Annotated in this window: 19 protein-coding genes; 11 read left to right on the plus strand and 8 right to left on the minus strand. The window is 50.9% G+C overall.

From position 1 onward, the window contains the following. Positions 1-151: 151 nt before the first annotated feature. Positions 152-1,105 (plus strand): LysR family transcriptional regulator, encoded by a 954-nt coding sequence (locus A7098_RS15845; protein WP_105281073.1) that lies wholly within the window; start codon positions 152-154, stop codon positions 1,103-1,105. Between the two features lie 40 nt (positions 1,106-1,145). Here the strand turns inward: A7098_RS15845 and pgl are convergent, their stop codons facing one another. After that, entirely contained in the window at positions 1,146-2,141 is a 996-nt protein-coding gene (gene pgl / locus A7098_RS15850; protein WP_105281074.1) for a 6-phosphogluconolactonase, read from the minus strand. A 154-nt stretch (positions 2,142-2,295) separates the two neighbouring features. On the opposite strand from pgl, the gene ybhA reads away from it, so the two are divergent. Further along, a complete protein-coding gene (gene ybhA / locus A7098_RS15855) occupies positions 2,296-3,114 on the plus strand; it encodes a bifunctional pyridoxal phosphate/fructose-1,6-bisphosphate phosphatase (protein WP_105281075.1) in 819 nt (272 codons plus the stop codon). Here the strand turns inward: ybhA and modC are convergent, their stop codons facing one another. From modC to acrZ, 4 genes are all read right to left on the minus strand, one after another. Further along, positions 3,115-4,173: a molybdenum ABC transporter ATP-binding protein ModC gene (gene modC, locus A7098_RS15860; RefSeq protein WP_032224988.1), complete on the minus strand. Its 1,059-nt coding sequence runs from the start codon at positions 4,171-4,173 to the stop codon at positions 3,115-3,117. 2 nt (positions 4,174-4,175) lie between these two features. Next, on the minus strand, positions 4,176-4,865 hold the full coding sequence (gene modB / locus A7098_RS15865; RefSeq protein WP_000604034.1) for a molybdate ABC transporter permease subunit: 690 nt from the start codon (positions 4,863-4,865) through the stop codon (positions 4,176-4,178). After that, positions 4,865-5,638 (minus strand): molybdate ABC transporter substrate-binding protein, encoded by a 774-nt coding sequence (gene modA / locus A7098_RS15870; protein WP_000113010.1) that lies wholly within the window; start codon positions 5,636-5,638, stop codon positions 4,865-4,867. The genes modB and modA overlap by 1 nt, the downstream gene beginning before the upstream one ends. Before the next feature lie 166 nt (positions 5,639-5,804). Continuing rightward, entirely contained in the window at positions 5,805-5,954 is a 150-nt protein-coding gene (gene acrZ, locus A7098_RS15880; RefSeq protein ID WP_000891515.1) for a multidrug efflux pump accessory protein AcrZ, read from the minus strand. 128 nt (positions 5,955-6,082) lie between these two features. On the opposite strand from acrZ, the gene modE reads away from it, so the two are divergent. From modE to gpmA, 7 genes are all read left to right on the plus strand, one after another. Then, positions 6,083-6,871 (plus strand): molybdenum-dependent transcriptional regulator, encoded by a 789-nt coding sequence (gene modE / locus A7098_RS15885; protein WP_001147441.1) that lies wholly within the window; start codon positions 6,083-6,085, stop codon positions 6,869-6,871. 67 nt (positions 6,872-6,938) lie between these two features. Continuing rightward, complete coding sequence (modF, locus tag A7098_RS15890; RefSeq protein WP_105281076.1) at positions 6,939-8,411, plus strand: molybdate ABC transporter ATP-binding protein ModF; 1,473 nt, start codon at positions 6,939-6,941, stop codon at positions 8,409-8,411. Positions 8,412-8,661: 250 nt separating this feature from the next. After that, positions 8,662-9,678, plus strand: coding sequence for a UDP-glucose 4-epimerase GalE (gene galE, locus A7098_RS15895; RefSeq protein WP_001265444.1), 1,017 nt, complete (start codon positions 8,662-8,664; stop codon positions 9,676-9,678). Between the two features lie 9 nt (positions 9,679-9,687). Next, complete coding sequence (gene galT / locus A7098_RS15900) at positions 9,688-10,734, plus strand: galactose-1-phosphate uridylyltransferase (RefSeq protein ID WP_000191494.1); 1,047 nt, start codon at positions 9,688-9,690, stop codon at positions 10,732-10,734. 3 nt (positions 10,735-10,737) lie between these two features. Then, complete coding sequence (galK, locus tag A7098_RS15905) at positions 10,738-11,886, plus strand: galactokinase (protein WP_000053448.1); 1,149 nt, start codon at positions 10,738-10,740, stop codon at positions 11,884-11,886. Next, a complete protein-coding gene (galM, locus tag A7098_RS15910) occupies positions 11,880-12,920 on the plus strand; it encodes a galactose-1-epimerase (RefSeq protein ID WP_105281077.1) in 1,041 nt (346 codons plus the stop codon). Before galK ends, galM begins: the two co-directional genes overlap by 7 nt. 202 nt (positions 12,921-13,122) lie before the next feature. Continuing rightward, complete coding sequence (gene gpmA / locus A7098_RS15915; RefSeq protein ID WP_001295305.1) at positions 13,123-13,875, plus strand: 2,3-diphosphoglycerate-dependent phosphoglycerate mutase; 753 nt, start codon at positions 13,123-13,125, stop codon at positions 13,873-13,875. Positions 13,876-14,033: 158 nt separating this feature from the next. On the opposite strand, the gene aroG is transcribed toward gpmA, so the two are convergent. Beyond that, complete coding sequence (aroG, locus tag A7098_RS15920; protein WP_105281078.1) at positions 14,034-15,086, minus strand: 3-deoxy-7-phosphoheptulonate synthase AroG; 1,053 nt, start codon at positions 15,084-15,086, stop codon at positions 14,034-14,036. Positions 15,087-15,401: 315 nt separating this feature from the next. Between aroG and A7098_RS15930 the strand changes: the two genes are divergently transcribed. Together A7098_RS15930 and zitB are read left to right on the plus strand one after the other, a co-directional pair. Continuing rightward, positions 15,402-15,782, plus strand: coding sequence for a YbgS-like family protein (locus tag A7098_RS15930; protein ID WP_000784355.1), 381 nt, complete (start codon positions 15,402-15,404; stop codon positions 15,780-15,782). Between the two features lie 114 nt (positions 15,783-15,896). Further along, on the plus strand, positions 15,897-16,838 hold the full coding sequence (gene zitB / locus A7098_RS15935) for a CDF family zinc transporter ZitB (protein ID WP_032224980.1): 942 nt from the start codon (positions 15,897-15,899) through the stop codon (positions 16,836-16,838). On the opposite strand, the gene pnuC is transcribed toward zitB, so the two are convergent. Together pnuC and nadA are read right to left on the minus strand one after the other, a co-directional pair. After that, positions 16,835-17,554, minus strand: a complete 720-nt coding sequence (gene pnuC / locus A7098_RS15940; RefSeq protein ID WP_105281079.1) for a nicotinamide riboside transporter PnuC — start codon at positions 17,552-17,554, stop codon at positions 16,835-16,837. The two genes, zitB and pnuC, sit on opposite strands and share 4 nt — an antisense overlap. Before the next feature lie 37 nt (positions 17,555-17,591). Beyond that, positions 17,592-18,635 (minus strand): quinolinate synthase NadA, encoded by a 1,044-nt coding sequence (gene nadA, locus A7098_RS15945; RefSeq protein WP_105281080.1) that lies wholly within the window; start codon positions 18,633-18,635, stop codon positions 17,592-17,594. Between the last annotated feature and the right edge of the window lie 119 nt (positions 18,636-18,754).

The raw sequence follows: 18,754 nt of genomic DNA on the forward strand, positions 1-18,754 counted from the left end.
GCGATATGGTTACATTAAGGGCAAAGCATCTCTAATGACTTTAGCTTCACGATTAATAACATTTTTTCATTAATTTAAGTGATTAAAAGGCAGTTAAACTGGTTTAACTGCAAATCACTAAAAAGCACCGCTTCCATTTTCCGGAGTAATAATGAAGCATGAATTATCAAGTATGAAAGCATTTGTCACGCTGGCAGAGTCCAGTTCATTTAACAATGCTGCTAAATTACTTAATATTACGCAACCTGCATTAACGCGCAGAATAAAAAAGATGGAAGAGGATTTACATATTCAACTCTTTGAGCGTACAACTCGCAAGGTTACTTTAACAAAAGCGGGGAGAATGTTGCTTCCTGTGGCGCGGGAATTAATAAAGAAATTCGATGAAACACTGTTTAATATTCGCGATATGAATATTTATCATCGTGGTATGGTGACATTAGCGTGTATTCCTACCGCTGTTTTTTATTTCTTGCCGTTGGCAATTGGCAAATTTAATGAGCTATATCCCAATATTAAAGTGCGAATTCTGGAACAAGGCACGAATAATTGCATGGAATCGGTGCTGTGCAACGAATCGGACTTTGGCATAAACATGAACAACATCACAAATTCATCCATCGATTTTACGCCACTGGTCAACGAGCCGTTTGTGCTGGCCTGTCGGCGTGACCACCCATTAGCCAAAAAGCAGCTGGTGGAATGGCAGGAACTGGTAGGTTACAAAATGATTGGCGTGCGCTCCTCCAGCGGCAACCGACTGCTGATTGAGCAAAAATTGTCCGACAAACCCTGGAAGCTGGACTGGTTTTACGAAGTGCGTCATCTTTCGACGTCATTAGGACTGGTGGAAGCAGGACTGGGGATTTCGGCGCTTCCTGGCCTGGCAATGCCTCATGCGCCCTATTCTTCTATTATTGGTATCCCGCTGGTGGAACCCGTTATACGTCGGACATTGGGGATTATTCGTCGTAAAGATGCCGTGCTTTCTCCGGCAGCAGAACGCTTTTTTGCCTTGCTGATTAATTTGTGGACTGATGATAAAGACAATTTATGGACCAATATCGTCGAACGCCAGAGACATGCGTTACAGGAGATGGGGTAATACCCCGGCGCAGGAAATACTGCGCCGGGTAACTCAACGGTTAGTGTGCGTTCACCACCACCCACATCGGCCCCTGCCCGACCGCATAGCGACCTTTTTCATGCAGTAGCCCCTGCTCGCCAACAATTTCGTAAACTGAGATGTGGTGAGATTTTTGTCCGGCAGCAATCAGATACTTGCCACTGTGATCAACGTTAAAGCCGCGCGGCTGGGTTTCCGTTGGCTGGAAACCTTCTTTGCTCAACACGCTGCCATCTTCCGAAACGCTGAAAACGGTAATCAGACTGGCGGTACGGTCACAGGCGTATAAATGACGACCATCTGGAGTAATATGAATATCAGCCGCCCAACGGGTGTCGGAGAAGTTTTCCGGCATCATATCCAGCGTCTGGACACATTCGATATTGCCGTGCGGATCTTTCAGTTCCCAGACATCCACTGAACTGTTTAACTCATTGACGCAATACGCATATTGTTCGTTTGGATGGAACACCATATGACGCGGGCCGGCGCCTTCAACGGTTGTCACTTCCGCCGGGTCCTGCGCTACCAGATGACCATCATCGCTGACCGTAAACAGGCAGATGCGATCCTGCTTTAATGCCGGAACCCACAGCGTGCGGTTATCCGGTGAGATATTGGCGGAATGGCAGCCGTCCAGCCCCTCGACCACATCGACGACGCCCACTGGCAGGCCATCTTCCAGTCGCGTTACGCTCACGTTACCCGCATTGTAAGAACCTACAAAGACAAACTGTCCCTGGTGATCGGTAGAAATATGCGTCGGGCTACCCGGCAGCGCCGACTCTGCGGCGAATGTCAGTGCACCGTCGTCCGGGGCGATACGATACGCCTGGACGCGAAACTCAGGGCGAACGCCAACGTAGAGATAACGTTTGTCCGGGCTGACCACCATCGGCTGCACCTGCCCCGGCACATCAACAACCTGCGTCAGCGTCAGTGCGCCTTCATGATTCAGGTTCCAGACGTGAATTTGCTGGCTCTCAGGGCTGGCGATATAAACTGTTTGCTTCATGAATGCTCCTTTGCATTTAGCAACTGACTGTAACAGCTAAAATTAGTCGCTTTTGGCGGTGAATGCTGAATTAAAACGCAGAATTTTGTCCGATAGTGGTATCGGTGTACCATTCGCGCAGACGAAAATTCTTAACCTTAATCTGGAATACGCCATGACCACACGCGTGATTGCTCTCGACTTAGACGGCACCTTATTGACCCCGAAAAAGACCTTGCTTACTTCATCGATAGAAGCACTGGCTCGCGCTCGCGAAGCTGGCTATCAATTAATTATCGTCACGGGTCGCCATCACGTCGCTATTCATCCTTTTTATCAGGCACTGGCGCTGGATACACCTGCTATTTGCTGTAATGGCACCTATTTGTATGATTATCATGCAAAAACCGTGCTTGAAGCCGATCCAATGCCTGTTAATAAAGCCCTGCAACTCATTGAGATGCTGAATGAACACCACATTCACGGCCTGATGTATGTCGATGATGCAATGGTGTATGAACACCCGACCGGGCATGTCATTCGTACTTCTAACTGGGCGCAAACCCTGCCACCAGAACAGCGTCCTACCTTTACCCAGGTTGCCTCACTGGCCGAGACGGCACAAGAAGTTAAGGCGGTGTGGAAGTTCGCCCTGACGCACGATGACCTGCCGCGATTGCAGCATTTTGGTAAGCATGTTGAACATGAATTGGGACTGGAGTGCGAATGGTCCTGGCACGATCAGGTTGATATTGCACGCGGCGGCAACAGCAAAGGTAGACGCCTGACGAAATGGATTGAGGCGCAAGGCTGGTCGATGGAAAATGTGATTGCGTTTGGCGATAACTTTAATGATATCAGTATGCTGGAAGCCGCCGGAACGGGTGTGGCGATGGGCAATGCCGATGACGCAGTAAAAGCCCGCGCCAATATTGTGATTGGAGATAACACCACCGACAGCATTGCTCAGTTCATTTATAGCCACCTGATTTAATCAGGCGGTTATCGACACACTTTTAATTTGCGCGTACAGCCACAGGCCTGGTCTGATTGCCAGTTCATCCCTCGCCCACGGGCTAATACGCGCCCACAGCGTTTTACCACCGACTTCCAGTTCGACCTCAACCTGGCCGTTGTCGTCATAGCTATTGACCACTTTTGCGCGCAACACGTTACGAATGCTGGTTTGCTGCGGAGGCTGTAAAACCAGCGAGACATCGGAAGCCTGAATGCGGATACGTAGCGCAGCTTGCAGCGGCGCGTCCAGCTTATTGACCCACAAATGCTGATCGCCCAGCGCCAGCGCGGTCATTGCGTAATGCGGGTGATGTTCCAGTATCGACACTTTCAGAATGCTGCTTTGTTGCTCTTTCGGCAGCCACGGATTCATCACGCTGCTGCCCCATACCTCTTCCAGAGCGCCAAAGGCTTTTACCTGACCGTTTTCCAGCACCATCACTCTGTCTGCCAGATGGAGGATCTCATCCAGAGAATGGCTGACATACAACATCGGAATGTTGATTTCCCGCGTCAGACGTTGCAGATAAGGCAACAGTTCGCGTTTACGCGGAATATCCAGTGACGCCAGCGGTTCATCCAGCAACAGCAATTCCGGCGCTGTCAGCAAAGCCCGCCCAATCGCCACACGCTGTTTTTCGCCACCGGACAGGCTGCCAGGTAAACGGTCAAGTAACGGTTCAATGCCTAAAAGCGCCACCAGCTTGTCGAACTGATCGACCATGCTTTTCGCCATGCCGTAGCGCAGATTGCCACGCACTTTGTAATGCGGAAACAGCCGCGCATCCTGAAATACATAGCCAACACGACGCTTTTCTGGCGTCAGGCAGATACCTTTTTCGGCATCATTTAGTACCCGACCATTGAGGACAATCCGCCCTTTTTGCGGACGTGTCAGCCCACTAATGGCGTTAATCAGCGAGGTTTTTCCGGCACCGGAGACGCCAAAGATAGCAGTGATACCATTGGCGGGCAGCGTTTCATTAATAGTCAGGCAATGGTTGCCCAACGTCTGGGAAAAATTCAGTTCCAGCATGATTAGCGCCCCGCCCGCTCACGGCTGATTCTGGCCAGCCATTCTGAAATCAACAGAGAGATCATCGCCAGCGCAATAGAGATGATGCAAAGTCTCGCCGCACCGCTTTCCCCGCCAGGAGTCTGGATCAGGGTATACATGGCTGAAGGAATGGTTCGCGTTTCACCAGGAATGTTAGAAACAAAGGTGATAGTTGCACCAAACTCACCGAGCGAACGAGCGAAAGCCAGCACCGTACCGACAATAATTCCCGGCAAGGTCAGCGGTAACGTGATGGTAAAGAAAACGCGCCAGCGCCCGGCACCCAGTGTTCTTGCGGCCTGTTCCAGTTTGACATCAACCCCTTCCAGCGCCAGACGAATTGCCCGCACCATCAGCGGAAAAGACATGACGGCGGCAGCGAGAACCGCACCGCGCCAGCTAAAGGCGAAGGTAATGCCAAACCAGTCATACAGGCGTTCACCGATAAATCCGCGCCGTCCCATAGAGACTAACAGCAAGTAACCAACGACCACGGGCGGTAACACCAGCGGTAGATGCAGTACGCTGTCGAGCAGAGCTTTGCCCGGAAACGTGCAACGCACCAGTAACCAGGCAAAAAAGATCCCAAACGGCAGGCTAAACAGCACAGCCAGGGAAGAAACTTTCAGGCTTAGTAAAACCGCCTGCCATTCTGGATCGGTCAGTATCATTACTTAGTTGTAAATCCGTAACGTTTAAAGATTTCCGCAGCCTGCGGCCCTTTCAAATAATCATAAAATGCTTTCACTGCCGCATTGTTATGCCCTTCAACAACAGCAACCGGATATTCCACTTTTTTATGTGAATCTTCCGGGAAGGTGGCAACCACTTTTACCCCTTTGCTGGCAACTGCGTCAGAACCGTAAACAATGCCCAGCGGAGCTTCATTACGTTCGACCAGCGCCAGCGCCCCACGAACATCTTCCGCCGGAGCCAGTTTCGGGGAGAGCGTATCCCATGCGCCCAGTTTTTGCAGTGCTTCTTTCGCATAAATGCCAGCGGGGACATGTTCCGGATCGCCAACCGCCAGGCGACCGCCATTCAGCAGCGAAGTCCAGTTGGTTTTACTGTCGATAGTGAAATCTTTCTGTGCACTGGTTTTCGGTGCTACAACGACCAGGCTATTGCCGAGCAATGTCTGGCGCGTGGCAGTATCGATCGCTTTTTTATCAACCGCATAATCCATCCATTTCTGATCGGCAGAAATAAACAGATCCGCAGGCGCACCCGCTTCAATCTGACGAGCCAGGGTAGAAGACGAGGCGAAAGAAGAAACGACGTCCACGCCTTTCTCTTTTTTATATTGCGTAGCGATGTCCTGCATTGCGTTGGTCAGTGATGCTGCCGCAAAAACTGTAATCTTCCCTTCGTCTGCCAGCGCATTGCCTGCAAGAGTTAAAGAGAGCGCCGCTCCGGCAAACAAGTTCAACCATTTACGAGCCATTGGTAACCCCTTCATGTAACGTTATGTAGGCAACAATATAACGACTGATTCAGAATTTTCCCAGCAGTTATTGTTAACCTTTGAGAGGTAGCTAGAAAAAATATCGGCAGGAAAAGCAGGAAGTTGAGAAAAAAGAAAATGCCCGACTAAGCGGGCATTCAGGGAATCAATGATTTTGTCCGGGCTGGTCTTTTTTACCAACACCAGAAAAGATGTTGAATACTTCACCAAGACCGTAAATCAGACCCAGGATGATGGCCATCACGACAGGTACCATGATTACGGCGAATACCAGACTTTTTAATAACTCTAACATGGTCAACTCCAGATATAGTCCTGTCACTATTCTAACCGCTAAGCACAGAAAAGCACTCCCCTTTTGTGCGGTCAGCTTTGCGTGGCGTTCGTTTTCCGTCACAATAAGACTTTTGCCAGGACATTGTTATGCAGGCCGAAATCCTTCTCACCCTTAAGCTTCAACAAAAGCTCTTTGCCGACCCACGCCGCATTTCGCTACTAAAACACATTGCCCTTTCCGGTTCTATCAGCCAGGGGGCGAAAGATGCCGGTATCAGCTATAAAAGTGCCTGGGATGCCATTAACGAGATGAATCAGTTAAGTGAGCATATTCTGGTTGAGCGTGCAACAGGCGGTAAAGGTGGCGGCGGCGCAGTCCTGACCCGCTATGGTCAGCGGCTGATTCAGCTCTATGACCTCCTGGCGCAGATCCAGCAAAAAGCCTTTGATGTATTAAGTGACGACGACGCCCTGCCGCTGAACAGCCTGCTGGCAGCTATCTCACGTTTTTCACTGCAGACCAGCGCCCGTAACCAGTGGTTCGGCACCATCACCGCCCGCGATCATGATGACGTTCAACAGCATGTTGATGTCTTACTGGCTGATGGTAAAACACGATTAAAAGTCGCGATTACCGCGCAAAGCGGCGCGCGTCTGGGTCTGGATGAAGGCAAAGAAGTATTGATACTGCTGAAAGCGCCGTGGGTAGGTATTACTCAGGACAAGGCGGTCGCACAAAACGCCGACAACCAATTGCCGGGCATTATTAGTCATATTGAGCGCGGCGCGGAGCAGTGCGAAGTATTAATGGCGCTACCCGACGGGCAAACCCTGTGCGCTACGGTGCCGTTAAATGAAGCAGCTTCTCTTGAGCAAGGGCAGAATGTCACGGCCTACTTTAATGCCGACAGCGTAATTATCGCCACGCTGTGCTAAGCGTGTTGACAATTTGTTATGAAACACGTATCCCTGTCAGTAATCGCTGCAAAAAATGGGATACAAAATGTCATCGTTGCAAATTTTGCAAGGCACGTTTCGTCTTAGCGACACAAAAACGCTGCAATTGTCTCAGCTAACGTTAAACGCGGGTGATAGTTGGGCGTTTGTCGGTTCAAATGGCAGCGGGAAGTCGGCGCTGGCTCGCGCGCTGGCCGGTGAACTTTCGCTTTTGAAAGGCGAACGGCAAAACCAGTTTTCCCGCATCACTCGTCTCTCCTTCGAGCAGTTACAAAAGCTCGTCAGCAACGAATGGCAGCGGAATAATACCGATATGCTAAGTCCTGGCGAAGCTGACACCGGGCGTACCACGGCTGAGATCATTCAGGATGACGTTAAAGATGCACAGCGTTGTGCGCAGCTGGCACAGCAGTTCGGTATTACCGCTCTCCTCGACCGACGCTTTAAATACCTTTCCACTGGCGAGACGCGTAAAACCCTGCTCTGTCAGGCGCTGATGTCAGATCCTGATTTACTGATTCTTGATGAACCATTCGATGGCCTTGATGTTGCCTCACGTCAGCAACTGGCAAAACTGCTCGCCTCGTTACATCAGTCTGGTATTACTCTGGTACTGGTGCTCAATCGCTTCGATGAGATCCCGGAATTTGTCCAGTTTGCCGGTGTGCTGGCGGATTGCACGTTAGCGGAAACTGGCGCGAAAGAAGAATTGTTCCAACAGGCACTCGTCGCACAACTGGCGCACAGCGAGAAACTTGCTGGCGTGCAGCTACCAGAGCCGGATGAACCTTCAGCACGTCACGCCTTACCCGCCAACGAACCGCGCATTGTGCTGAACAACGGCGTGGTTTCTTATAATGATCGCCCCATTCTTAATAACCTTAGCTGGCAGGTGAATCCAGGCGAACACTGGCAAATTATCGGGCCAAATGGCGCGGGAAAATCGACGTTATTAAGCCTGATTACTGGCGATCACCCGCAAGGTTACAGCAACGATTTGACGCTTTTCGGACGACGCCGTGGCAGCGGCGAAACCATCTGGGATATCAAAAAGCATATCGGTTACGTCAGCAGTAGTTTGCATCTGGATTACCGCGTCAGCACCACTGTGCGTAATGTGATCCTTTCTGGCTATTTTGATTCGATTGGCATTTATCAGGCCGTTTCGGATCGCCAGCAAAAACTGGTGCAACAGTGGCTGGATATTCTCGGCATTGATAAACGCACCGCAGACGCCCCTTTCCATAGCCTTTCCTGGGGACAACAGCGTCTGGCATTGATCGTCCGGGCACTGGTGAAGCATCCGACCTTGCTTATTCTTGATGAACCATTGCAGGGGCTTGATCCACTCAATCGCCAGCTTATCCGTAGATTTGTTGATGTGCTGATTAGCGAAGGTGAAACGCAGTTGTTGTTTGTTTCACACCACGCCGAAGATGCGCCAGCCTGTATTACCCATCGTCTGGAGTTCGTGCCAGACGGTGACCTCTATCGTTATGCGCTTACCAAAATAAATTGAGTGACTGTGCCGGATGCGGTGTGAACGCCTTATCCGGTCTACGGTTTAACGCATCCAGGCATGAAAACGCGCTTTTTTTCAGATAAAAGGCGCAATCATTCATAAACCCTCTGTTTTATAATCATTTAATTGTGCATAGAAAATGGCTAAATTCTTGTGTAAACGATTCCACTAATTTATTCCATGTCACACTTTTCGCATCTTTGTTATGCTATGGTTATTTCATACCATAAGCCTGATGGAGCGAATTATGAGAGTTCTGGTTACCGGTGGTAGCGGTTACATTGGAAGTCATACCTGTGTGCAATTACTGCAAAACGGTCATGATGTCATCATTCTTGATAACCTCTGTAACAGTAAGCGCAGCGTACTGCCTGTTATCGAGCGTTTAGGCGGCAAACATCCGACGTTTGTTGAAGGCGATATCCGTAACGAAGCGTTGATGACCGAGATCCTGCACGATCACGCTATCGACACCGTGATCCACTTCGCCGGGCTGAAAGCCGTTGGCGAATCGGTACAAAAACCGCTGGAATATTACGACAACAACGTCAACGGTACTCTGCGCCTGATTAGCGCCATGCGCGCCGCGAACGTCAAAAACTTTATTTTTAGCTCCTCCGCCACCGTCTATGGCGATCAGCCCAAAATTCCATACGTTGAAAGTTTCCCGACCGGCACACCGCAAAGCCCTTACGGCAAAAGCAAGCTGATGGTGGAACAAATCCTTACCGACCTGCAAAAAGCCCAGCCGGACTGGAGCATTGCCCTGCTGCGCTACTTCAACCCGGTTGGCGCGCATCCGTCGGGCGATATGGGCGAAGATCCGCAAGGCATTCCGAATAACCTGATGCCGTACATTGCCCAGGTTGCTGTAGGCCGTCGCGACTCGCTGGCGATTTTTGGTAACGATTATCCGACCGAAGACGGTACTGGCGTACGCGATTACATCCACGTAATGGATCTGGCGGACGGTCACGTCGTGGCGATGGAAAAACTGGCGAACAAGCCTGGCGTACACATCTACAACCTCGGCGCAGGCGTAGGCAGCAGCGTGCTGGACGTGGTTAATGCCTTCAGCAAAGCCTGCGGCAAACCGGTTAATTATCATTTTGCACCGCGTCGCGAAGGCGACCTTCCGGCCTACTGGGCGGACGCCAGCAAAGCCGAGCGCGAACTGAACTGGCGCGTAACGCGCACTCTTGACGAAATGGCGCAGGACACCTGGCACTGGCAGTCACGCCATCCACAGGGATATCCCGATTAAGGAACGACCATGACGCAATTTAATCCCGTTGATCATCCACATCGCCGCTATAACCCACTCACCGGGCAATGGATTCTGGTTTCACCGCACCGCGCTAAGCGCCCCTGGCAGGGGGCGCAGGAAACGCCAGCCAAACAGGTGTTACCTGCGCACGATCCAGATTGCTTCCTTTGCGCAGGTAATGTGCGGGTGACAGGCGATAAAAACCCCGATTACACCGGGACTTACGTTTTTACCAATGACTTTGCGGCGCTGATGTCCGACACGCCAGACGCGCCGGAAAGTCACGATCCGCTGATGCGTTGCCAGAGCGCGCGTGGCACCAGCCGGGTGATCTGCTTTTCACCGGATCACAGTAAAACACTGCCAGAGCTCAGCGTTGCAGCATTGACAGAAATCGTCAAAACCTGGCAAGAGCAAACCGCAGAACTAGGGAAAACATACCCGTGGGTGCAGGTTTTTGAAAACAAAGGTGCGGCGATGGGGTGCTCTAACCCGCATCCGCACGGTCAGATTTGGGCAAATAGCTTCCTGCCTAACGAAGCTGAGCGTGAAGACCGCCTGCAAAAAGAATATTTCGCCGAACAGAAATCGCCAATGCTGGTGGATTATGTCCAGCGTGAACTGGCAGACGGTAGTCGTACCGTTGTCGAAACCGAGCACTGGTTAGCCATAGTGCCCTACTGGGCTGCCTGGCCGTTCGAAACGCTACTGTTGCCTAAGGCCCACGTTTTGCGGATCACCGATTTGACCGACGTCCAGCGCAGCGATTTGGCGCTGGCGTTGAAAAAGCTGACCAGTCGTTATGACAACCTCTTCCAGTGTTCCTTCCCCTATTCTATGGGCTGGCACGGCGCGCCGTTTAATGGCGAAGAGAATCAACACTGGCAGCTGCACGCGCACTTTTATCCACCTCTGTTGCGCTCTGCCACTGTACGTAAATTTATGGTCGGTTATGAAATGTTGGCAGAGACCCAGCGTGACCTGACGGCAGAACAGGCAGCAGAGCGTTTGCGCGCAGTCAGCGATATCCATTTTCGCGAATCCGGAGTGTAAGAAATGAGTCTGAAAGAAAAAACACAATCTCTGTTTGCCAACGCATTTGGCTACCCTGCCACTCATACCATTCAGGCGCCTGGGCGCGTGAATCTTATTGGCGAACACACCGACTACAACGACGGTTTCGTTCTGCCCTGCGCGATTGATTATCAAACCGTGATTAGCTGTGCGCCACGCGATGACCGTAAAGTTCGCGTAATGGCAGCCGATTATGAAAATCAGACTGACGAGTTTTCCCTCGATGCGCCCATTGTCGCGCATGAAAACTATCAATGGGCGAACTACGTTCGTGGCGTGGTGAAACATCTGCAACTGCGTAACAACAGCTTCGGCGGTGTGGACATGGTGATCAGCGGCAATGTGCCGCAGGGTGCCGGGTTAAGTTCTTCCGCTTCACTGGAAGTCGCGGTCGGAACCGTATTGCAGCAGCTTTATCATCTGCCGCTGGACGGCGCACAAATCGCGCTTAACGGTCAGGAAGCAGAAAACCAGTTTGTTGGCTGTAACTGCGGGATCATGGATCAGCTAATTTCCGCACTGGGTAAGAAGGATCATGCCTTGCTGATCGATTGCCGCTCTCTGGGAACCAAAGCCGTTTCCATGCCGAAAGGTGTGGCTGTCGTCATCATCAACAGTAACTTCAAACGTACCCTGGTTGGCAGCGAATACAACACCCGTCGTGAACAGTGCGAAACCGGTGCGCGTTTCTTCCAGCAGCCAGCCCTGCGCGATGTCACCATTGAAGAGTTCAACGCGGTTGCGCATGAACTGGATCCGATCGTGGCGAAACGCGTGCGTCATATCCTGACTGAAAACGCCCGTACCGTTGAAGCAGCCAGCGCGCTGGAGCAAGGCGACCTGAAGCGTATGGGCGAGCTGATGGCGGAGTCTCATGCCTCTATGCGCGATGATTTCGAAATCACCGTGCCGCAAATTGACACTCTGGTAGAAATCGTAAAAGCTGTGATTGGCGACAAAGGTGGCGTACGCATGACCGGTGGCGGATTTGGCGGCTGTATCGTCGCGCTGATCCCGGAAGAACTGGTGCCTGCCGTACAGCAAGCTGTCGCTGAACAATATGAAGCCAAAACAGGCATTAAAGAGACTTTTTACGTGTGTAAACCATCACAAGGAGCAGGACAGTGCTGAACGAAACTCCCGCACTGGCACCCGATGGTCAGCCGTACCGACTGTTAACTTTGCGTAACAACGCAGGGATGGTAGTCACGCTGATGGACTGGGGTGCGACTTTACTTTCAGCCCGTATTCCGCTTTCCGATGGCAGCGTCCGCGAGGCGCTGCTCGGCTGTGCCAGCCCGGAATGCTATCAGGATCAGGCCGCGTTTCTGGGAGCCTCTATTGGTCGTTATGCCAACCGTATCGCCAATAGCCGTTATACCTTAAACGGTGAAACCGTGACGCTGTTGCCAAGTCAGGGTGTTAACCAGCTGCATGGCGGCCCGGAAGGGTTCGACAAACGCCGCTGGCAAATTGTTAACCAGAACGATCGTCAGGTACTGTTTGCCCTGACTTCAGAAGATGGCGATCAAGGCTTTCCGGGGAATCTCGGCGCGACGGTGCAGTATCGTCTGACCGACGATAACCGTATCTCTATTACTTATCGCGCCACAGTTGATAAACCTTGCCCAGTGAATATGACTAACCACGTCTATTTCAACCTCGACGGCGGGCAGTCTGACGTGCGTAATCACAAGTTGCAGATTATGGCGGACGAATATCTGCCAGTTGATGAAGGCGGCATTCCGCACGACGGCCTGAAATCTGTCGCCGGGACATCTTTTGATTTCCGCAGTGCCAAAATCATCGCCAGTGAGTTTCTTGCCGACGACGATCAGCGCAAAGTGAAAGGTTACGATCACGCGTTTTTGTTGCAGGCCAAAGGTGATAGCAAGAAAGTGGCGGCACATGTCTGGTCAGCAGATGAAAAATTGCAGCTGAAGGTCTACACCACCGCTCCGGCTTTGCAATTTTACTCCGGCAACTTCCTCGGCGGCACGCCGTCACGAGGAACCGAACCTTACGCCGACTGGCAAGGGCTGGCTCTGGAAAGCGAGTTTCTGCCGGACAGCCCTAACCATCCTGAATGGCCGCAACCGGACTGCTTCCTGCGTCCAGGCGAAGAGTATTCCAGCCTGACGGAATATCAGTTTATTGCTGAGTAACCTGAAGCCCTCGTCATGAGGGCTTTATCTTCATATTGTTCAAATCACCAGCAAACACCGACATATTTGCAACTCAATATTCACAACAACCTTACACTGCGACACTATTTTCGCTATGGTTATGCGTAAGCATTGCTGTTGCTTCGTCACGGCAATATAATGAGAATTATTATCATTAAAAGATGATTTGAGGAGTAAGTATATGGCTGTAACTAAGCTAGTTCTGGTTCGTCATGGCGAAAGTCAGTGGAACAAAGAAAACCGTTTCACCGGTTGGTACGACGTGGATCTGTCTGAGAAAGGCGTAAGCGAAGCAAAAGCAGCAGGTAAGCTGCTGAAAGAGGAAGGTTACAGCTTTGACTTTGCTTACACCTCTGTGCTGAAACGCGCTATCCATACCCTGTGGAATGTGCTGGACGAACTGGATCAGGCATGGCTGCCCGTTGAGAAATCCTGGAAACTGAACGAACGTCACTACGGTGCGTTGCAGGGTCTGAACAAAGCAGAAACCGCTGAAAAGTATGGCGACGAGCAGGTGAAACAGTGGCGTCGTGGTTTTGCAGTGACTCCGCCGGAACTGACTAAAGATGATGAGCGTTATCCGGGTCACGATCCGCGTTACGCAAAACTGAGCGAGAAAGAGCTGCCGCTGACGGAAAGTCTGGCGCTGACCATTGACCGCGTGATCCCTTACTGGAATGAAACCATTCTGCCGCGTATGAAGAGCGGTGAGCGCGTGATCATCGCAGCACACGGTAACTCGTTACGTGCGCTGGTGAAATATCTCGATAACATGAGCGAAGAAGAGATTCTTGAGCTGAATATTCCGACCGGCGTGCCGCTGGTTTATGAGTTTGACGAGAACTTCAAACCGCTGAAACGCTATTATCTGGGTAATGCTGACGAGATCGCAGCGAAAGCAGCGGCGGTGGCTAACCAGGGTAAAGCGAAGTAAACGTCATTCGTTTAAAAATGAGAAAGCCGACTGCAAGTGAGTCGGCTTTTTTGTTGCTAACAATGGAGCACATTGCCTGATGCGACGCTGCGCGTCTTATCATGCCTACGGTGATTAATCGGATACGCCACTCTGGCGGTGCATCCGACAATTAAACCTTACCCGCGACGTGCTTTCACTGCGTTCGCCAGTTGGCGTAACAGAGCATCGGTATCTTCCCAGCCGATGCAGGCATCGGTGATGCTCTTACCGTAGGCCAGCGGCTCCCCGCTCTCGAGGCTCTGATTACCTTCCACCAGATGGCTTTCCACCATCACGCCAATAATGGCTGTTTCGCCACCGGCAATCTGCTGGCAAACGTCAGCACAAACATCCATCTGCTTTTTGAATTGTTTGGACGAGTTAGCATGGCTGAAATCGATCATCACCTGTGCTGGCAGGCCTGCTTTGTTCAGCCCTTCTTTCACTTCAGCAACGTGCTTCGCGCTGTAGTTAGGCTCTTTACCGCCGCGCAGAATGATATGGCAATCGCCGTTACCGCTGGTATTCACAATCGCCGAATGCCCCCATTTGGTTACAGACAGGAAGCAGTGCGGCGCACCGGCGGCATTAATAGCATCGATAGCCACTTTAATCGTACCGTCGGTGCCATTTTTGAAACCTACCGGGCAAGAAAGACCGGACGCCAGTTCGCGGTGAACCTGAGATTCGGTTGTACGTGCACCAATTGCGCCCCAACTCATCAGGTCAGCGAGATACTGCGGGGTGATCATATCGAGAAATTCACCCGCCGCTGGCAGACCACTGTCGTTAATATCGAGCAGCAACTTACGGGCAATGCGCAAACCGTCGTTGATCTGGAAGCTGTTGTCCATATGCGGATCGTTGATCAGCCCTTTCCAGCCCACCGTGGTGCGCGGCTTTTCAAAATAGACGCGCATAACGATTTCCAGCTCATCTTTCAGCTCTTCACGCAGCGCCAGCAAGCGAGTGGCATACTCTTTAGCCGCGACGGGATCATGAATAGAACACGGGCCAATCACCACCAACAGGCGTTCATCATTACCTTTCAGGATCTTATGGATCGCTTTTCTGGCATGGGCAACCGTATTCGCGGCATTTTCGGTAGCAGGGAATTTTTCCAGCAGTGCGACAGGTGGAAGTAACTCTTTGATTTCTTTGATACGTAAATCGTCGTTCTGATAATTCATGTCTGTTCCAGTGTTGCCATACTTATCTTGGTGAATGCAATCCCTCCAATCTATATCTTCCGTCAGAATGTGTAAACGGGGTTTTACACTATGAACGGATTAATCCTGGAATTAGCAAGAAAAACGCCAGATTGTCGCGAAAAACGAGATCTGACCTACAATTTCTAACTGTAACGTCTCTGTTTATTAATTTTTTCAAGATTCTCTGCTGGATTTATTCTTCTGGCTGAAATCTTAAACCATTACCTGATATTCACCTGCAAATGCACTGTTGGAAGAGGTTATCCGACATAACGACCATAACAGGAGCATCCTATGAAAATGACAAAACTGGCCACACTATTTCTGACTGCCACTCTAAGCCTTGCCAGCGGTGCCGCGCTGGCTGCCGATAGCGGAGCGCAAACCAATAATGGCCAGGCAAACGCCGCAGCTGATGCGGGTCAGGTTGCCCCGGACGCCCGTGAAAATGTCGCACCAAATAACGTTGATAATAGCGGGGTTAATAACAACTCAGGCGGCACCATGCTGCACCCGAACGGTTCATCAATGGACAATGACGGCATGACCAAAGATGAAGAGCACAAAAATACGATGTGCAAAGATGGTCGCTGCCCGGACATTAATAAAAAAGTACAAACCGGTGATGGCATCAACAATGATGTCGATACCAAAACCGACGGTACTACGCAGTAAGCCTGGATATATGGCTGATAATGGGAGAGCGGAGGCTCTCCTTTTTAATTTTTCCCTTCTAAAAGCAGTATGATGTCATAAAGTTAAGTGAGATAAATTAAGGGATGACTCGTCATGGCGCACTCACACTCACACGCTTCCTCACACCTGCCAGAAGATAATAATGCTCGTCGCTTGTTGTATGCTTTCGGCGTGACTGCCGGGTTTATGCTGGTTGAGGTTATTGGCGGTTTTCTCTCAGGCTCTCTGGCGTTGCTGGCCGACGCGGGTCATATGTTGACCGATACTGCCGCCCTGCTTTTCGCCCTGCTTGCCGTACAATTTTCACGTCGTCCTCCCACCATCCGCCACACTTTCGGTTGGCTAAGATTGACCACGCTCGCGGCGTTTGTGAATGCCATCGCCCTGGTGGTGATTACCATTTTGATTGTCTGGGAGGCGATAGAACGCTTCCGCACGCCGCGTCCGGTCGAGGGCGGCATGATGATGGCAATTGCCGTGGCTGGGTTGCTGGCAAATATACTTTCTTTCTGGTTACTTCATCACGGCAGCGAAGAGAAAAACCTCAATGTGCGCGCAGCGGCACTGCATGTACTGGGAGATCTTCTGGGTTCGGTTGGTGCTATCGTTGCCGCGTTGATTATTATCTGGACCGGCTGGACGCCTGCTGACCCCATTCTCTCGATACTGGTGTCGCTTCTGGTTCTGCGCAGCGCGTGGCGATTATTGAAAGACAGCGTGAATGAATTACTTGAAGGTGCACCGGTGTCGCTGGATATCGCTGAACTCAAGCGCCGTATGTGTCGGGAAATTCCGGAAGTCCGAAATGTGCATCATGTACACGTGTGGATGGTAGGTGAGAAACCAGTAATGACGTTGCATGTGCAGGTGATCCCGCCACACGATCACGATGCGTTGTTGGACAAGATCCAACATTATCTGATGGATCACTATCAGATTGAGCACGCCACCATCCAGATGGAATATCAACCTTGTCATGGGCCAGACTGCCACCTGAATGAAGGGGTGTCTGGCCATTCACATCATCACCATTAATGGGACAGCGCGCGTGAACCTCTTTCGCGTGCGCTGTTGATCCACATTCGGCTGCCGTTGAGGGCAATAAACGTCAGGATCAGATACTCCAGCGACATGGCATAGACGCCCTGCAAGGCGAAAATCACCACGCTAATTACGTTAATAATGACCCACAGCAACCAGTTTTCGACGTATTTCCGCGTCATCAGAATCATTGCCACGATGGAGAGTACCATCATGCAGGAATCCCAGAACGGGAAGGCGTCCGGTTGCAGTTCAGGCATCGCAACCTGTAATCCTAATGCTTGCATGATCATGACTGCCACGCGGGTCAAAAATGCAAACACCGGATTGATAAATACCGTCATCAGACCAATAGCAATGACACAAACCGCCAGCCAGGTTAATGCCTTCGGCAATGGTAACCAGCGAATTTTCAACTCCGCCTCGTTCTGACTGGTTTGTCGCGACCACGCATACCAGCCGTAAATATTCGCGGCAAAGAAAAACACCTGTAATAGCAGGCTGGCATACAGCTGAATCTGAAAGAAAATAATGCCAAACAAGGTGACGTTGATCAGGCCAAAGAAGTAGTTGCTGATCTTCTCCAGACTGGCAAGGCCAATACACAGCAACCCGGCGATCGTGCCTACCGCTTCGATCCATGAGAGATCATAACCGCCCGCCCCTATTGGTATATGTACCAGGATATTCTGTACACTAAAAAAATCCATCTTTCCCCCAAAGCGTAACGTGACGCCTTATTATTCGTTATCCACGTAGTGTAGCCGCAAATTCCAGCATACGATTGAGCGGCACTAGCGCCCTCTCTCGCAGCCTTTCATCAACATGAACCTCGTGATTGCTTCCTTCCTGTTCTAATGCCTCTGCGATGGCCTGAAGGCCATTCATGGCCATCCACGGGCAATGCGCGCAGCTACGGCAAGTTGCTCCCTCGCCAGCGGTTGGTGCTTCCAGTAACTCTTTGTCTGGCACTGCCTGCTGCATTTTGTAGAAGATACCCCGGTCAGTCGCCACAATAAGGCGCCGATGCGGCAATGTTTTCGCAGCATTGATCAACTGACTTGTGGAACCGACCGCATCCGCCATATCGACAATGGCTTGTGGTGATTCCGGATGCACCAGTATAGCTGCATCAGGGTGTTGTTTTTGTAAACGGATTAACGCCTGAGTCTTAAACTCATCATGCACAATGCAGGCACCTTGCCAGCATATAATATCTGCCCCCGTCTGCTTTTGTACGTAACGCCCCAGGTGTTTGTCTGGTGCCCAGATGAGTTTTTCACCCAGACTATCCAGATGATCAATGAGTTCAACAGCAATACTTGAAGTCACCACCCAGTCTGCACGCGCTTTTACTGCAGCAGAAGTGTTAGCGTAGACCACGACAGTGCGATCGGGATGGGCATCACAAAATGCGTTAAATTCTTCAATTGGGCAGCCGAGATCCAGTGAACATTCAGCCTGAAGTGTCGGCATCAGAATTGTTTTTTCCGGGCTGAGAATTTTGGCGGTTTCTCCCATAAATCTCACCCCGGCTACGAGTAGCGTTGAAGCGGGATGTTTGGCACCAAAGCGCGCCATTTCTAAAGAATCAGAAATACAACCCCCCGTTTCTTCTGCCAGTTGTTGAATTTCAGGATCGGTATAGTAGTGGGCAACCATCACCGCATTACGTTCTTTTAGCAGACGTTTTATTTTCTCACGGTAATACGCTTTCTCATCAATGCTTAACGGCGTCGGCTTCGGGGGGAAGGGATAAATCGCCGCTTCAGGATCAAACATCACGCTCATCTTACCATCTCGTTTTACAGGCTTAACATTTAAACCGATATAAAGCGTGATGTTCGCCGTTATCGGTTTGATTTGTTTTATATGCTAAACAAAATAGCCGAACAGTGGGGAAAAGTCAC

The organism is Escherichia sp. MOD1-EC7011 (assembly GCF_002965005.1).
GTDB lineage: Bacteria > Pseudomonadota > Gammaproteobacteria > Enterobacterales > Enterobacteriaceae > Escherichia > Escherichia ruysiae.

Excerpts from the sequence above, each read along its gene's own strand:
- A7098_RS15845 (WP_105281073.1), top strand. The coding sequence starts at position 152 with ATGAAGCATGAATTATCAAGTATGAAAGCATTTGTCACGCTGGCAGAG.
- pgl (WP_105281074.1), bottom strand. The coding sequence starts at position 2,141 with ATGAAGCAAACAGTTTATATCGCCAGCCCTGAGAGCCAGCAAATTCAC.
- ybhA (WP_105281075.1), top strand. The coding sequence starts at position 2,296 with ATGACCACACGCGTGATTGCTCTCGACTTAGACGGCACCTTATTGACC.
- modC (WP_032224988.1), bottom strand. The coding sequence starts at position 4,173 with ATGCTGGAACTGAATTTTTCCCAGACGTTGGGCAACCATTGCCTGACT.
- modB (WP_000604034.1), bottom strand. The coding sequence starts at position 4,865 with ATGATACTGACCGATCCAGAATGGCAGGCGGTTTTACTAAGCCTGAAA.
- modA (WP_000113010.1), bottom strand. The coding sequence starts at position 5,638 with ATGGCTCGTAAATGGTTGAACTTGTTTGCCGGAGCGGCGCTCTCTTTA.
- acrZ (WP_000891515.1), bottom strand. The coding sequence starts at position 5,954 with ATGTTAGAGTTATTAAAAAGTCTGGTATTCGCCGTAATCATGGTACCT.
- modE (WP_001147441.1), top strand. The coding sequence starts at position 6,083 with ATGCAGGCCGAAATCCTTCTCACCCTTAAGCTTCAACAAAAGCTCTTT.
- modF (WP_105281076.1), top strand. The coding sequence starts at position 6,939 with ATGTCATCGTTGCAAATTTTGCAAGGCACGTTTCGTCTTAGCGACACA.
- galE (WP_001265444.1), top strand. The coding sequence starts at position 8,662 with ATGAGAGTTCTGGTTACCGGTGGTAGCGGTTACATTGGAAGTCATACC.
- galT (WP_000191494.1), top strand. The coding sequence starts at position 9,688 with ATGACGCAATTTAATCCCGTTGATCATCCACATCGCCGCTATAACCCA.
- galK (WP_000053448.1), top strand. The coding sequence starts at position 10,738 with ATGAGTCTGAAAGAAAAAACACAATCTCTGTTTGCCAACGCATTTGGC.
- gpmA (WP_001295305.1), top strand. The coding sequence starts at position 13,123 with ATGGCTGTAACTAAGCTAGTTCTGGTTCGTCATGGCGAAAGTCAGTGG.
- aroG (WP_105281078.1), bottom strand. The coding sequence starts at position 15,086 with ATGAATTATCAGAACGACGATTTACGTATCAAAGAAATCAAAGAGTTA.
- A7098_RS15930 (WP_000784355.1), top strand. The coding sequence starts at position 15,402 with ATGAAAATGACAAAACTGGCCACACTATTTCTGACTGCCACTCTAAGC.
- zitB (WP_032224980.1), top strand. The coding sequence starts at position 15,897 with ATGGCGCACTCACACTCACACGCTTCCTCACACCTGCCAGAAGATAAT.
- pnuC (WP_105281079.1), bottom strand. The coding sequence starts at position 17,554 with ATGGATTTTTTTAGTGTACAGAATATCCTGGTACATATACCAATAGGG.
- nadA (WP_105281080.1), bottom strand. The coding sequence starts at position 18,635 with ATGAGCGTGATGTTTGATCCTGAAGCGGCGATTTATCCCTTCCCCCCG.